A 14,649-nucleotide genomic window follows, 5' to 3' on the forward strand; every position below is an offset into this window, starting at 1 on the left:
CTATCTCCCTGAAACGTGCTTGCGAAGGTCGATATGCGCACCGTGAACTCGGCATGCTTGGTTGGAAACTCCACAAATTGTAGTTTGGCGGGCGACGAAGATGTGCCACGTCAGCTCCGGGAGGGACAGCGATGAAGCGTTACGCGCAATTTTGCCCCGTGGCCAAAGCAGCTGAATTGTTTTGTGAACGATGGACCCCGCTCATCATTCGCGACTTGGCCTGGGGCTCGACCCGTTTTTCTGAATTGCAGCGCGGTGTGCCGCTGATGTCACCGACGCTTCTGTCGCGGCGGCTGAAGCAGCTTGAGGCAGAAGGGGTGGTGGAACGGCGGCCGCAGGCGAACCGCAGGGGCTGGACCTATCATCTGACGGAGGCCGGGCGCGAGTTCATTCCACTCATCGATACGCTCGGCGTTTGGGGCCAACGCTGGACTCGGCGCGATCTGGCTGACAACGAGATGAATCTTGGCCTGCTTCTGTGGTCGATCGAAAGACGCGCTAAAGCCAACGCCTTCGGCAAGTATCCCGCCGTGGTCCGCCTTGCTTTCACCGATCTGCCCGCCGGACAGAACATATGGTGGTTTGTCAATCAGGATGGGCATTGCGAGCTCTGCCTCGATGATCCGGGATTTGAAGTCGATCTTTACCTGAGTTGCACGCTGCCGGATATGATCCGCATCGTTAGAGGTGATCTGCCGCTCAAAGAGGCCCTCGCAAGTGAGCGGCTGGAGGCGATCGGTACATCTGCGGCAAGACGGCGTCTGACCGCCTGGCTGAACCTCAGCCCATTAACTGGCGTGAAATCCGTCCACACGCGCTAGCGCCTGGCATTGCGCCCCAATTTTCGGTTGTTCGAAATCTCTTCAATGCCGACCTCCCGTCCCACCCTCTGCCACTGGTGACGATAAGGGAAGGACCGTATTGGGCGTGCTCGTGACCTCAGTCCCAGTAGTTCGAAGGTCGGTAATCGCCGTCGCGAACTCGGAACTCGCCCGTCCGCAGTCGGCCCCGATCAGAAGTCAGAAGGAAGTCGAGGTCGATTTGCATCCCGCGACTGATGTAGTGCAACATCGGAGCGGTGGTTTGGGATTCCGCTTCCACCAGAAACCACAGCGCTAGCAGGCTTGCAAAGGCAGCACCGGATCCCCAGCAAAACGCTCAACGCTGTGGGAGGCCCTACTAGGCTGAGAATTTCACGCTCACACCGCGCTGCCGAAAATAGGCCTGCATCATCTTGCGTCCCGAGCGGTTGTTTTGTGCTAGCTTAGTCGGATCGAAAACTGCTTCTTTGACGCCCTCCCGGGCCATTGCTAGCCTAAGGGCCGCTATGTGTTTGTCGACGTCCGCGTTGTCTGATTGGAGAGATGCATAAATGTTGTCGATCGCTTCGGTTACAGTCGGCTCGCTCACGGTTTGACTCCCTCGCCTTCAGACTGACCGGCTACCACAAATTGGCGGATGGACCCACCGCAGGACCGCAAGTGATCATCAGCATATGCGCACCGCATGGCCTCGTCGTTGTTCTGCTTCTTCCCGCATAGCCGCAAATCGATTTCCGCTTTCAGCGTGCCACCATTCTCGTGTAATGTCCCGGATTGGGGTGGTGTGCGGACTGGCGACTTGCGGGGAGCGGTCGTCGAAAGCGGACCTTCTGCTGAACGTCGCCATGTCCCGCTCCGGCCCAAAGCTGGCTCTGAGAGGTCCATTTTCCTCCTTGTCGCCGAGGATGGATCGAAACGACAGCAGTCGTTCGAATCCGATCGGACTCGATCAGGCAGGGATGATGTCCTGAAATCTGGTTGTTGCGCTTTTCGGCTGCAGCGCCTCTTCGAGAGGCTTGATCGCAAGTTTCAACGGCATCTGCCCCGCCATGCCGCTGAATATACAGGTTCCGGTGGGTAGCGTGGGGATGGACTCCTCGGTGATCTTGTCGATGTACGACACGGCACTCGCTATCGATTGCAGATCCTTTTGATTGATCAGCCGATGGATAAAGTAATTGTGGGCCTGAGAGGTGATGGTATGAGAGATATCGTTAGGCCGTTGGCTGGAGATCGTTACGAACACGCCGAACTTGCGCCCTTCCTTGATAATCTCCTCGAAGGTCTCAAGTCGGTAATCCTTCCAGCTCTCAGCTTCACGGAATGACTCGCGCGACAGGATGTTGTGCGCCTCGTCGATAATGATGTTAAGCGTGCGGTCGCCGCCAACCTTTTTGTGCTGTTCGTATATCTGCTTTGCAACGAGAAGAGGTATCGTCTTCTTCATCTCGAGATTGACATTACCCAGCGCAATAACCACGACGTTCTGATCGAACAGGTTGGCTTGGGTCGTATCGAACACCTTCGCAATGTCCGCCTGCTTGCTCCGAAGTTTATTGATAGCGGGCGCGATATGCTCATTCTGGGCCCTGTTCGAAAGCACGTCGCTTACTAGCTGGACATGGCAGAAGGCGATGAACAGATCGATTGCGTCCGTTGGAAACTGCAAATTATCGACGTGCTGGTAGACGGCAGTGGCGTTGATCGCGTCAGGATCAGACGCGAGATAATTCCCGTTGTGCATGTACGTCATGCTCTTGCCGTGCCACTCCAGATCTGCAAGCAGTTCGAACGGTTCCCCGTCGGCGCCAGTGGAGGGAAGGACATTCCGGAAGAAGTCGAACAATGCGTCAACGCGCACCTTTTCGGCCATCTGCAATGTCTGTTTTATTTGTGATCGCAAGATAGCTTGAAAGTAGGCGAGAGGGTTGCCCTTCTCGAGGGTGCGCTGCTGCAAGCCAAGCGCTCGTTTCAGGAAAGGCCGCTGCGTCTTCTCGGTTGCATCGGAGAGAATGCTGATAATTTCGATGTCCGACAGGCCTTCCGGCCCGATTGGTATTTTGTCGCCTGTGTCATTTCGCGTGGTAAGCTTGAGGACACGCTTGTGCGGAGTCAGACAATTGTCCCGTATATATTCGTTGTTGAAATCAAAAAGGATAATCTTGCTGCTAGCCGCGAACGCAGCCGCGTTGCGTGCGCGCATCTTTGCGATGAACTCCTGGTAGATCGTCGCAAGTGTGTTCGTTTTGCCGCTGCCGGTGTTCCCAAAGATCGCGATGTGACTGTTCATAAGCCCGTCAACAGGAAGGGCGATGTCATATCCCTCGTACTCAGACCGCGCGATATCCAGAGCAAGTCCGCTATTGCCGGTTAGGTTATGAACCTGATGGACTTTTGATTTTGTAAGCAGGAACGCTTCATTGCCGACCAGCGGCAATTCCTTCGTACCCCCAAAGAACGTACCGGAGCGGTCGAGAAACCCGACCAGCGAGACGGAAAGCACACGCTGCCCGCTTTTGTAGGCTATCTGCCGCACATTTCTGTCGTCTCCTTGCGCGTTCTCGCCCTCGACCTTTCCGATAAGGCTCAGAAATCCCTTCCGGATATCGACATAGCTGCCAACGGCAATGTTGCGGAGGATATCACCGTCGAAAAATAGCTCGGATAGGTTCTTGTCTGTATCAACAGTTATGAAGATTTTTCGTCCCGTGACAGCCGTCACTTCGCCGACACGAAGGACCGCTTCTTCGGTCAGCCGGTCAGGCTCCATGGGAAGCACTCCGCTCCGGTAGCACCGACGCAAGCAGTTTGTTGAGCAGCGCGAAGTCTATGACCTTTCCTGCCGGAGGCGCGATCACGACAGCGTTTCGCTGTTTGGCAAACTTGCCCTGATAATCGGTCGCCGCTGCTTGATCGAAAGCGAAAATGATCAGCTGTGCGGTAGGATTCCGTAAAGCCCGACGGGTGATGTCGAAGATATGCTCGTCGGCAAACGAGAACCCGAAACAGAACAGGATCGCATTGCCGCGATCCAGCGCATTCGCATAAAGTCTTAGAAGATCGTAATAGACCCTATCCATCAGGGTCGTATGAAACTTCCGCATGTTGGGGAGAATAAGGAAGTGTCGCTCAAGGTACTTGGTGACCTCGCCTGCATCTGCTTTGGCCGCTTTCGACAGGGCCGGTATGCCCGAAGCCTCGAAAACGACCTCGGAGTTATCGCTACGCCATGAAAGGGACCCGTGAAGCTTGATAAGGTTGATCGTTGGGATTTCTATCTCGTGTTCATACACACCGCCCGAACGGTAGGTGCGGTCGAAATATCGCTCCGGCGTAAAGGGAAACCGGTTCGTCAATCCCGTCGTACGGTCGAAGCCATCGTTCAGTATTACGCTCGGCGACAATGACGCCGCACACTCGACGAACATGTCGTAATTGGTTGTGAAGATGTTCGCCTGACGCGGAAGCAGCAAGTTTTTTCTTGAGAACAACAGCCGGTCCAGTGTGCGGACGAACTCGGTGTACCCTTCCAAGGTCTTGGAAACGTCCGCCGGCACGCCGGCCTTGCCGATCGATGCATGCACCGCGTTAATGTTTTCGATGAACTCTACGCACTTTGCATTTGCCGAGATTTCCTCTTTCTTTGTCAGAAAGGCATCGATCTCCTTCTCGATGTTTCCGGCAGTGGGCATCGCCGGAAACGAAGCGCCTGAACCCAGAAGAAAGTTTATGTTTCCCGACTGGATGTACGGAAGAAGAAACTCGCTGGCGGATTCGTGATCATCACCTGGTTCGAACACATCAGCCATGCAACCCCCCGAACTCGTTGGCCCGAACGGTAGCACGGTTGCTGCTCAATCTGGAGTGGAATGTTTGAGACCGGGCGTGAAACGGGTGCCATACGGTCTCCCGGTCAGTCGTAGGCTTCCTGCAGCGCTTCGAGCCAAGCACGCCTATCCGGCTTGCATCGGACGTCGCGCAGAAATTCACATATCCCAAATCGCGTGTGCCGAATGTCCGTTTTGGATGAAACGCACGCGTCTCCGCTTCGACCGCAGTGGGGTCGATTCGCGTCATAGACGATTCAACGAAATCATCCCGGATGACTTCCAATCTTAGCAATCTGTTCCCGTTTTTCCCGCGCGCTCCGGTTCACTATGCGATGGGTGGAACGGGCGTGATCTGCGCGCTTGAACCGGATGCGGATTTGGGTCGGCTAAGCTGGAATGGTGAATCTGGTGACGGACGCGGTCGGCCGCGAACATGAAGAAGGCCCGGCGGCTTATGCCGCCGGGCTTTCGGCACTCTGCTCAGAACGGGATGTCATCGTCGTCGATGAACTTGCCGTCTTCGTTTTCAGTCTGCTTGGCTCGGCTCAGGAAGTCCACCGTCTCGGCGATGATCTCGCAACCGTAGCGGTCTACACCCGCAGCATCGGTCCATTTCGTGTAGTGGATGCGGCCGCGAACCAGGACCTTCATGCCCTTCTCGCAATACTGCTGGACCGTCTTGCCGAGGCCGTTGAAGCAGGTGATGCGGTGCCATTCGGTGTCTTGGACCCGGTAGCCGTTCTCGTCGCGAAGGACTCGGCCTTCCGAGTAGCGGGGGCGCGAGGTGGCCAGAGTGAAGTGGGTGATGCTGGTGCCACTCGGGGTGGCGCGGGTTTCGGGGGCCTGACCGATGTTGCCGGCAAGAATGACGATGTTCTGCATTGTAAGTCTCCGTTGCTTCCTCGGAGGGACCACCCCTCCGACGAGACCCGGCCAAGGCCGTCGGGAGACTCCCGCAACTGCCGGTTCGCCGGCAGCTCGCCCCTAAGGCCCGGAGTGGTGCGGGCAGGCGCTTGCGCCAACTCGGTCCGGAGCCGCGGGGGTTGCTGGTGGAAACAGAACGGACTTAGGGGATCAGTCAGTCGGAGGGACTGGTGCCTCAGTGGGCACAAACGGGGAGACGCAGCAGAGTCTTCGTTCTTGCCGTCAAGTCGCCTTATCAGGCCCGCAACCTCGCCATACCAAGTGCAGCATCCGCGATTGCCCCTTCAGCGGCCCCGCACGCCTCGAGCCGGACAGGCGGGCCAGGACGAGAACGGCTATCGGGAACCAGACACATGGCGTTGTCCCCGGCTCATTGGCCGACGGCGCGATCCGGCGGGATGACGGGTTGGGAAGATGAAGGTGCTCGCGGCCATATCCACGATGGTACGAAGAGGACCGATGCGGCGGGTGATGATCGTGTCACAGCTTGGGGGGATCGGCGCACGGTGATCGACTGACTTGGCAGGCAAAGCAGACCGGGAACGAATGAACAGCGCGTCCATGACGTGACCATCATCCTGTTCTGAACGGAGTGCCGGAGGCGTGACGGTGCGAGCCGCCACGGAATTTTTTCATGGGAGCGGCAGGTCACCGTCAGCGTGAGAGGACGTCCGTGCCGAGCGCGTTGAGATTGAGCATGGCCGCAATGCCGATGAACAGGCCGCCGGCGTTGCCGAGCAGGTTCAGGGCAATCGTGGAGTCCACGAAATTCTTCGTGACGCCATGGACAAGGGCATAGCCGGCAATGACGGCTGGTACGGCGAAGACGGCGAGCGCGATCAGCCGCAACGCCGGGTTTTTGGCAAAGCCCAGAACGCCAATAACCAGGGCGATCGAGCAGAGCGCGGCGCCGATGGCGGCAAGGCCTGACATGAGGAAACCCGCGTCCGTTCCATAGACGTACTGGAACGCGGACAATCCGACCATGAAGGGTAGCGCATAGATTGCAAAATTATAGGCGATCACGCAGAGCGCGACGGTCAGAGAGATAGCAAGCAGGATCAGCGTCATGGAAGCCTCCGCATGAACGGTTGAGGATCACGACAGGCTGCCGGAAGATACGCTCCGCCTGCGACTATGCTGCTTCGCCGGTTCTGCAAGGATGTTTTATTTGATCCAGAACAGGGCCTTCCGTCAAGTAAAGGCGGCTGAAACAGCCGCCAGGCGGCGGCGCTTTACGCACCGCTGTCGAACTTCATGACCGGGATGCCGAGCTTGCGCGCCTTGTCGGCGAGATTCTCCTGAATCCCCCTGCCGGGGAAGACGAGGACGCCGATCGGCAGGACGTCGAGCACGGCGTCATTGCGCTTGAAGGGCGCGGCCTTGCCGTGCCTGGTCCAGTCGGGCTTGAAGGCAATTTGCTGCACTTTGCGGTTGTCTGCCCATTTCGCGGCGATCAGTTCGGCGCCCTTGGGCGAACCGCCGTGCAGCAGCACCATGTCGGGGTGCTTGCAATGGACCTGATCGAGCTTCGACCAGATCAGGTGATGGTCGTTGAAGTCGAGCCCCCCGGTGACGGCGACCTTGGGGCCTGCGGGCAGCATCACCTCGGCTTCGGCCCGACGCTTCGCGGCAAGGAAGTCGCGGCTGTCGATCATCGCGGCGGTCAGATTGCGATGGTTGACCATAGATCCGCTGCGCGGACGCCAGGGGGTTCCGGTGTGGCGCTCGAACTGTTCGGCGGAGAGATCGCGGAAGAGCTCCATGCTGTTACGCCGCTCGATCAGGGTCTGGCCCTCGGCGGTGAGGCGCTCAAGTTCGACGGACTTCACCTCGCTGCCATCCTGTTCCCGCTGGAGGCGGCGCTGCGCCTGCTCGTTGTCGTCGAGTTCGCGTTCCACGCGTCCGGTGGCGCGGTGGAAGAGATTGACGGTCGACCAGAGCAACTCATCGAGGTCGGGCTCGAGGCGGGTGTCGCCCAGCGTGACGATCAGGGCGTCGAAGATGTCTGCGACGGCGACGGCGACGGCATTGCCTTCGGGAAGCGGCCTCGGATCGGCTTCGTCGTGGAAGGGGCGCCAGCCATAGAGCTGGAGTTCGGTGAGGACATGATCGGTGGGGGATGAGGTGTGGACCGGCTCGAAACCTGCGTCGTCGTCTTCGTGCAACATCGGGTGCTTCCTTCTGTCCAAGAGCCGCGCCCATCGCGGCCTTCGCAGGCGTCGAAAGCCCACGGACGGGACGGGCTGGCAGTCCTCGCGCTTCCGCGAGGGCCTTGATGGCCGGGTCCGGCTAATTTGGTTCGCGATGCAAAGGCGGCTTTGCCGCCGGCGGAAATTAGCCGGACGCGGCCATTGCCTGCCCGGCGCGTTTGTGGGCCGATCGCCCTCTCAAGAAGGCCGTGGGCGTGGCCTCTACGAAAGGCAGCACCGCAACGATGTCCGAATACGGGAGTTGAAGACGGGGCCGTGCCGCAATTTTCCCTCCAATCCGCCTCAGCCCTCCATGAACCGGGCGGCATCCTCGGGACGAAGCAGATCCTTCAGGGCCACCCGCAGGGCATCGGCGCCGGCTTCGCGCAGATCCTCGTTGAAATCCCCACGCACAGGCGACAATCCGATGGCCTCGATGCCGACACTCTCGGCTCTAGCGATGAGGCTGTCTCTGGCACCGTCCCCTGCGGGGTCGCGATCGCGCAAGACGTAGAGCCTGCGCAGCGACGGGGGGAACAGGATGGCGGCAAGGTGCGCCGCAGAAAGCGCCGCCAGCATCGGCATATGGGGCAGAACCATGCGGGGCGACAGCACGGTCTCGATCCCTTCGCCGGCGGCGAGCACCTCACCGGCATCGCCGAAGCGGACTGCATGGCCGAGAAGATCACCCATCGCCCGCCGCGGTGTCTCGACAGGTGCCTTGTCTGTGCCGTCCGGGCTAAGCCAGGTGCGGTGTGCGCCGGTCTGTCGCCCGGTCAGGTCGGTGACGGCAGCAACGATCGCCGGCCAGGTTTCGGTGGGCGAATGCTCGTCCGGGCGATAGTAGCAGCGCGGATGGAAACGCAGGCTTCCGGTTCCGTGCAAAGCCGTAATGCCGCGATTGCGGAAATACGCCTCTGCAAGCGTGCCGCCGATCGGCTGCGACATGGCAAAGACCCGCCGCGCGGCTTCCGGCGATCCTGACGGCGCAGGATGGACATGGCCGTTCCGCCTCGTCTCATCCGGTTCGGGATGTGGGAGACTGAGGAATCGCCGGGCTTCCTCGGCCACATCCTTGAAGTCGACAAGACCAAGCGCCTCGCGGATGATGTCCAGAAGATCGCCATGCTCTCCGGTTGCAGCATCCGTCCATTTTCCGGCGCGGCCTTTGGCGGAATCCCTGAGCCGGACGTAGAGGGAGCGGCCGGGGTTGTTCTGGACGTCGCCAACCAGCCAGTAGTTTCCAGCGCGATGGCCGGAGGAGAGATATTCGCGACAGACCGCCTCGGCCTCCCGGCCGAGACGATGCGCCAGTTCCGAGGCGTCGTGACGAGACATCAGGCCGCCTCCCGCTCAGAGATACGCTCGACCGGATAGATGTCGAGCAGCTTGCCGAGGACAGCGGGACCGGAAGCATCGACCGGAACAAAGAAGCGCAGCTTCCACGAAATGATCTCGGTGAAGAGACCGTAGGCGCGCAGGCGCTCGCGCATGGCTTCGGTGAAACCGGAAAGCTCGATGCGGTTCGCGCCCATGACGCGGACCCGGCGAAGCTGGAGACCCTCGGCGAGATCGAGGACAGTCCGCCCCTCGATCAGCGCGGCATAGGCGTCGTCCGCCGTCAGGCTGGCCGGTTCGGTCGCGGTGGCGTTCGCCGCCCAGGCCGGCGAGACGCGGCGGCCGATGATGCGCTCGCCGTCATCGGTCTGGAGCCGATAAACCCGCGTCGATTCATTCGGCAGGTGTTTCCACACCGGCAGGAGCAATCCGCTGACGATATGGATGGTGCTGTCGGTGAAAGCCGGCACCTCCGATACCTCGCGCTGCCACGTGGCGGCGAAGGTATCGCGGTCGGTTTCCTCCCAATGGCTCTCCGCCATCATCTTGAGCGAGGCGTGATGATGCTCCATCGGCCGGATCAGCCGCACACGCCGTTCGATCTCGCCGTCGTCGAGCATCAGCGATGGCGCCGGCACCTGCATGGCGGCGCGGCCGGATTTGCCGTTCACCAGCAGCTTGCCGTTGCCATCCGCCATCCAGCCAAAAGCGTCGTCCAGCATCATCGGCCGGTTGCGGCGGCGCTCGGTAATGGTGAGCAACCGTGTCTCCGCATCGGTGCATGGATGGGTGTAGATCGTCTTGCGATCGGTAACGGCGAAACTTTCGGCGGTCAGCGTCTCCAGCCCGACGTCATAAACGCCGCTGGCGATCGCCCCCTGCACCTTGGCGTCGAGTAACTGCTCGAAGGCGGTGAAGAGGATGCCCTGAAGCTCGATCGTCAGCGCCAGCAAGCGATTGAGAAACGTGGTGATCGGCGGCAACTCATCCTTGATGCCGTTCGAATCCATCAGCTTCAGGCCGGTCGCCGCCTCGAAGCGGTCGAGCGAGCAGCCCTCGATCTTGCCGCGCACGATCAGGAGGTAGAGCTGGCGCAGCGCGGCGCGGGCGTAAGACGATTCCAGATTGTCCTCGGGCCGGAACAGGCCCTGGCCGCCGGTTTGGCGCTGCCCGCGCGTGATGGCGCCAAGCGTATCGAGACGCCGGGCGATGGTGCTGAGGAAGCGCTTTTCGGCCTTCACATCGGTCGCGATCGGACGGAACAGGGGCGGCTGCGCCTGGTTCGTCCGGTTGGTGCGGCCGAGGCCCTGAATGGCGGCGTCGGCTTTCCAACCCGCTTCGAGGAGATAATGGACCCTCAGCCTCCGGTTCCGGGCAGAGAGTTCGGCATGATAGCTGCGCCCGGTTCCGCCGGCGTCCGAGAAGACCAGGATACGCTTCAGATCGTCCATGAAGGCGGCCGTCTCCGCGAGATTGGCCGAGGGCGCGCGGTTCTCGACGACAAGGCGCTCGCCCGTGGCGTCGGCACCCGACTTGCGGACGATACGGCGGGAGCGGCCCGTCACTTCGGCCACCATGTCGGTGCCAAAGCGCTGGACGATCTGATCGAGCGCGCCGGGGACCGGCGGGAGCGACGCGAGCCGCTCGATCAGATCGTCGCGCCGCGCGACGGCCTCCCGGCTCTCGACGGGTTGGCCGTCACGATAAACGGGACGTGACGACAGATTTCCCTCGCTATCAGTGAACGGTTCGTAGAGCTGGACCGGGAAGGAATGGGCGAGGTAATCGAGAACATATTCCCGCGGCGTGATATCGACGCGGACGTCACCCCATTCCTCCGTCGGGATCTCGGCCAAGCGGCGTTCCATCAACGCTTCGCCGGTCGAGACGATCTGGATCACGGCGGCATGGCCTTCCTCGAGATCGCGCTCGATCGAGCGGATCAAGGTCGGAGTCTTCATGCTGGTCAGGAGGTGTCCGAAGAACCTCTGCTTGGCCGATTCAAAGGCGCTGCGCGCTGCGGACTTCGCCTGCTTGTTCAGCGTGCCTTCGCTGCCGGTGATATTCGCGGCCTGCATCGCCGCGTCGAGATGGTTGTGGATGATCGAAAACGCCCCGGCATAGGCGTCATAGATGCGCCGCTGCTCGTCGGTGAGTTGATGCTCGACCAGTTCATATTCGACGCCATCGTAGGACAGCGAACGCGCCGTATAGAGACCGAGCGACCGGAGATCGCGAGCGAGCACCTCCATCGCCGCGACGCCGCCGTCTTCGATCGCCTCCACGAATTCGGCGCGGGTGGCGAAGGGGAAATCCTCGCCGCCCCACAGGCCAAGCCGCTGGGCGTAGGCGAGATTGTGGACCGTGGTGGCGCCGGTGGCCGAGACATAGACGACACGCGCATCGGGCAGCGCGTGTTGCAGCCGCAGGCCAGCACGTCCCTGCTGCGAAGGGGCAACATCGCCCCGTTCTCCCTTGCCGCCGCCGGCGTTCTGCATCGCGTGGCTCTCGTCGAAAATGATCACTCCATCGAAGTCGGAGCCCAACCATTCGACGATTTGCCGGACGCGCGAAACCTTTTCGCCACGGTCATCGGAGCGTAGCGTAGCATAGGTGGCAAATAGGACGCCTTCCGTCAGCGTGATCGGCTTGCCCTGCGGGAAGCGCGACAGCGGCGTCACCAGCAGGCGCTCCATGCCGAGGGCCGACCAGTCCCTTTGTGCGTCCTCGATCAGCTTGTCGGATTTCGAGATCCAGACGGCCTTGCGGCGGCCGCGCAGCCAGTTGTCGAGGATGATGCCGGCCGACTGGCGGCCCTTGCCCGCGCCGGTCCCGTCGCCGAGCATGAAGCCGCGGCGGAAGCGCACAGCATTCTTGGCCTCCGTGGGCGCGGCCTGGACCACGTCGAAGGTCTCGCTGATCGTCCACGATCCGGCGAGATAGTCGGAATGCGCCTCTCCGGCATAGATGACCGTTTCGAGTTGGGCGTCGGACAGGAACTCGAGAATGTTCGCCGGCAGCATCGGCCGGTAGCTCGGCTTGGGCGGCGCGACGCTCGCCATCGCGGCGGACTGCACCAGCTTGGTCGGATGGGCCCTCGCGCCGGGAATACGGATCGACTGTAATCCATATTCCTCATAGATGGCGTCGGTCAGTCGGGCGCCCTCGGCCGGCGTCCAGTCCGCCGTCTCATAGGCGAGTTCGACGCCCTCGGGATCGGCGGCGATCGCGGCAGACGGGCGCGAAGCGGCCGAGCGCGCGAGATAGCTGCGTACGGTCCTGGGCGTTGCGGTCAGACGTGGCGCCGAAACGACCGGCAATCGCGGCGGCACCTGGGCTTCGATCCAGTCGAGCAGCGTGGCGACATCCGGCGCGATGCCCGGCGAGGCCGGGACTATGGCCGGATCGTCGGCGGGCGCCTTGTCGATGACGGTCAGCCGCGTCGGGAAACTCGTGCCGTGCCTGGCATAGACCGAACCGGCGATAGTGGCGGAGAAGATGACCGTGCCCCGGTCCTGCAAACGGACGAAGGCCTCGCGCCAGTCGGGAAGGTCCGGGCCGACATTGGCGCCGGTGATCGTCACCAGCCGCCCGCCGGGTGCTAGGCGATTCAGCGCCGAGGCGATATGGCGGAAGCCCGCGTCGGCCACGCGGCCGGAGACATTCGCCAGGGCTGAGAACGGCGGATTCATCAGCACGACGCTCGGCACCGCGTTCGCTGCGAGATGATCGTCGATCTGGGCCGCATCGACGCGAGTGAGGTCACAAGCCGGAAAGAGGAAGGCGAGGAGATCGGCGCGGGTCTCGGCCAGCTCGTTGAGGAGGAGTGTGCCGCCGGTGATTTCGGCCAGGATGGCGAGGAGACCCGTGCCGGCCGAAGGCTCCAGCACGATGTCGTTCGGCATGATCGCGGCTGCCGTCACCGCCGCGAGACCGAGCGGAACGGGCGTCGAAAACTGCTGAAGCGCCTGGCTCTCTTCCGAGCGGCGCGTATGCGTCGGCAGAAGGCCGGCGATCTTTGTCAGTGCGGAAAGCCGTGAAGCCGGATTGCCGGCTTTGCGGAAAAGCGCGCGTCCGTATTTGCGCAAGAAGAGGACGGTCGCGACCTCGCAGGCGTCGTAGGCCGCTTTCCAATCCCAGGCGCCAGCGGCATCGGAAGCGCCGGAGGCGGCCTCCATAGCCACGCGCAGAATGGCCGCATCGACACGCTCGCCGCGTTCGAGATGACCAAGGAGGTGACGGGCGGCCGCGAGGATGGCGGGCGCATGGGCAATGGGCGCGACCGGGGAGGCCACGGGCAACGTGATGTTCATGAGAGGAAACCTCGGGAGAGCAGGAGCGGGAAAGCCCGGTCAGCGCTCTCTCTCTCGACCGCCCGGACTCGCCCCGTCCCGGCGTTCCTCTCCCTCTCAATGCGCGGCGGTAGCCGGCATGAAAAAAGCGCCCGGCCGTAAGGCGGGGCGCTTTTCGGGATCAGCCGAAACGACGGCCGGTTTCGGTGAAGGTGTATTCGTTGGCGATGATCGCCTCGTCGACTGCTTCGTCCGACGTCAGATATTCGTATTCGCGTTCGAGTTGCCGGTAGAGCCAGCGCGCGAGATCGCGCAGCGCCTCGATCACGGCCTCCTCGGCATCGGCGGTCATGTCCTGATAATTCGGGCTATCGCGCTCGACCGAGATCGCCATGCAGTATTCGTGATAATAATGACCGCGATGATTGGCCTCGGCGCGAAGCTGATAGAAGTTGCGACGTTGGGCCGCCTGGAGCGCGTCGGCGATCCGGTGAAGCTCGGTATCCTGCGGCGCATAGTCCCTGATGCTGCGCGGGGCGTTCTTCCGCTAGGAATAGAAGGTCTCAAGGCAGGCGCCGTCGCCTTGGCTCCAGAAGCCACGGAACCAGATGCAAGGCTCCTGTCGGGCGCCTCCGCCACGGAGGCGGATAGCGCGCGTCTTGAGGCGAAGGCCGAGGATTTCGCAGATGCGCTGGAAATCCTCGTACACGGCCTCGTACCAGTTGTAGTCGAAGCCGCCTTCGCGATACCAGGCGCGGGCTGTCTCCCTGGCTGCGCCGGAGAATTCATCGAGCCGATAAACGGTGGTTTCGACAACCCTACTCATCGGGGTCGCCCCCATCGAGAACCTGGGCGAGCCAGCCATCGGTGTAGGTCCATGCGACCGTCTCGCCGGTGGTAAGCTCGAGGACGTGCGCACCGCCGCCGAAGGCGTCGAGGCGCGGCCGCGAGCATGTGTTCGCGTACTGGAAGCCCCATTTGCCCTTGAGCCCGAACTTGGCGGCGCAAAGCTTCACGAACTGGATCAGGCGCTCGGGATCGCCAGTGACATCATCGCGCATCCAGAGCTGGGTGCCGCCATGTTCGGGCTGGATCGACAGAAGGAAGCCTTCGGAGGGCGGTTCCTCCGATGCGCCTTCCTCCGACAGCTTGTTGTAGAGGTCCAACGCGCGGGCGGCGTTGTCGGGCGTGCCGACGTCGAGAAGGCAGGAGAAATGAGTGAAGTAGTCGGCCATGACAGGCTCCTGAAAAC

Annotated in this window: 10 protein-coding genes and 1 pseudogene; 1 reads left to right on the forward strand and 10 read right to left on the reverse strand. The window is 61.6% G+C overall.

Annotated features, from left to right (window positions below; genetic code table 11):
* Positions 1 to 131 precede the first annotated feature (131 nt).
* The gene (locus GM909_RS12125) at positions 132 to 821 is read left to right on the forward strand and encodes a winged helix-turn-helix transcriptional regulator (protein WP_157016653.1); all 690 of its coding nucleotides are present in this window, start codon (positions 132 to 134) and stop codon (positions 819 to 821) included.
* A gap of 358 nt (positions 822 to 1,179) precedes the next feature.
* On the opposite strand, the gene GM909_RS12130 is transcribed toward GM909_RS12125, so the two are convergent.
* The 10 genes and pseudogenes from GM909_RS12130 to GM909_RS12175 form a co-directional block, all read right to left on the reverse strand.
* On the reverse strand, positions 1,180 to 1,410 hold the full coding sequence (locus tag GM909_RS12130) for a hypothetical protein (protein WP_157016654.1): 231 nt from the start codon (positions 1,408 to 1,410) through the stop codon (positions 1,180 to 1,182).
* A 360-nt stretch (positions 1,411 to 1,770) separates the two neighbouring features.
* The gene (locus tag GM909_RS12135; protein ID WP_157016655.1) at positions 1,771 to 3,591 is read right to left on the reverse strand and encodes an ATP-binding protein; all 1,821 of its coding nucleotides are present in this window, start codon (positions 3,589 to 3,591) and stop codon (positions 1,771 to 1,773) included.
* On the reverse strand, positions 3,581 to 4,630 hold the full coding sequence (locus tag GM909_RS12140; protein WP_157016656.1) for an SIR2 family protein: 1,050 nt from the start codon (positions 4,628 to 4,630) through the stop codon (positions 3,581 to 3,583). Before GM909_RS12140 ends, GM909_RS12135 begins: the two co-directional genes overlap by 11 nt.
* 501 nt (positions 4,631 to 5,131) lie before the next feature.
* Positions 5,132 to 5,533, reverse strand: coding sequence for a single-stranded DNA-binding protein (locus GM909_RS12145; protein WP_157016657.1), 402 nt, complete (start codon positions 5,531 to 5,533; stop codon positions 5,132 to 5,134).
* 696 nt (positions 5,534 to 6,229) lie between these two features.
* The gene (locus GM909_RS12150) at positions 6,230 to 6,646 is read right to left on the reverse strand and encodes a hypothetical protein (protein WP_157016658.1); all 417 of its coding nucleotides are present in this window, start codon (positions 6,644 to 6,646) and stop codon (positions 6,230 to 6,232) included.
* Positions 6,647 to 6,810: 164 nt separating this feature from the next.
* Positions 6,811 to 7,746: a DUF2493 domain-containing protein gene (locus GM909_RS12155; protein WP_157016659.1), complete on the reverse strand. Its 936-nt coding sequence runs from the start codon at positions 7,744 to 7,746 to the stop codon at positions 6,811 to 6,813.
* A gap of 324 nt (positions 7,747 to 8,070) precedes the next feature.
* Positions 8,071 to 9,105, reverse strand: coding sequence for a DUF7146 domain-containing protein (locus tag GM909_RS12160; protein WP_157016660.1), 1,035 nt, complete (start codon positions 9,103 to 9,105; stop codon positions 8,071 to 8,073).
* The gene (locus GM909_RS12165; protein ID WP_157016661.1) at positions 9,105 to 13,418 is read right to left on the reverse strand and encodes a strawberry notch family protein; all 4,314 of its coding nucleotides are present in this window, start codon (positions 13,416 to 13,418) and stop codon (positions 9,105 to 9,107) included. The genes GM909_RS12160 and GM909_RS12165 overlap by 1 nt, the downstream gene beginning before the upstream one ends.
* 160 nt (positions 13,419 to 13,578) lie before the next feature.
* Positions 13,579 to 14,223, reverse strand: a pseudogene (locus tag GM909_RS12170) (antitoxin of toxin-antitoxin stability system).
* On the reverse strand, positions 14,216 to 14,632 hold the full coding sequence (locus tag GM909_RS12175) for a hypothetical protein (RefSeq protein ID WP_157016662.1): 417 nt from the start codon (positions 14,630 to 14,632) through the stop codon (positions 14,216 to 14,218). Before GM909_RS12175 ends, GM909_RS12170 begins: the two are co-directional and overlap by 8 nt.
* Between the last annotated feature and the right edge of the window lie 17 nt (positions 14,633 to 14,649).

The sequence above is a fragment of the Mesorhizobium xinjiangense genome (assembly GCF_009749525.1).
Classification (GTDB): domain Bacteria; phylum Pseudomonadota; class Alphaproteobacteria; order Rhizobiales; family Rhizobiaceae; genus Mangrovimarina; species Mangrovimarina xinjiangensis.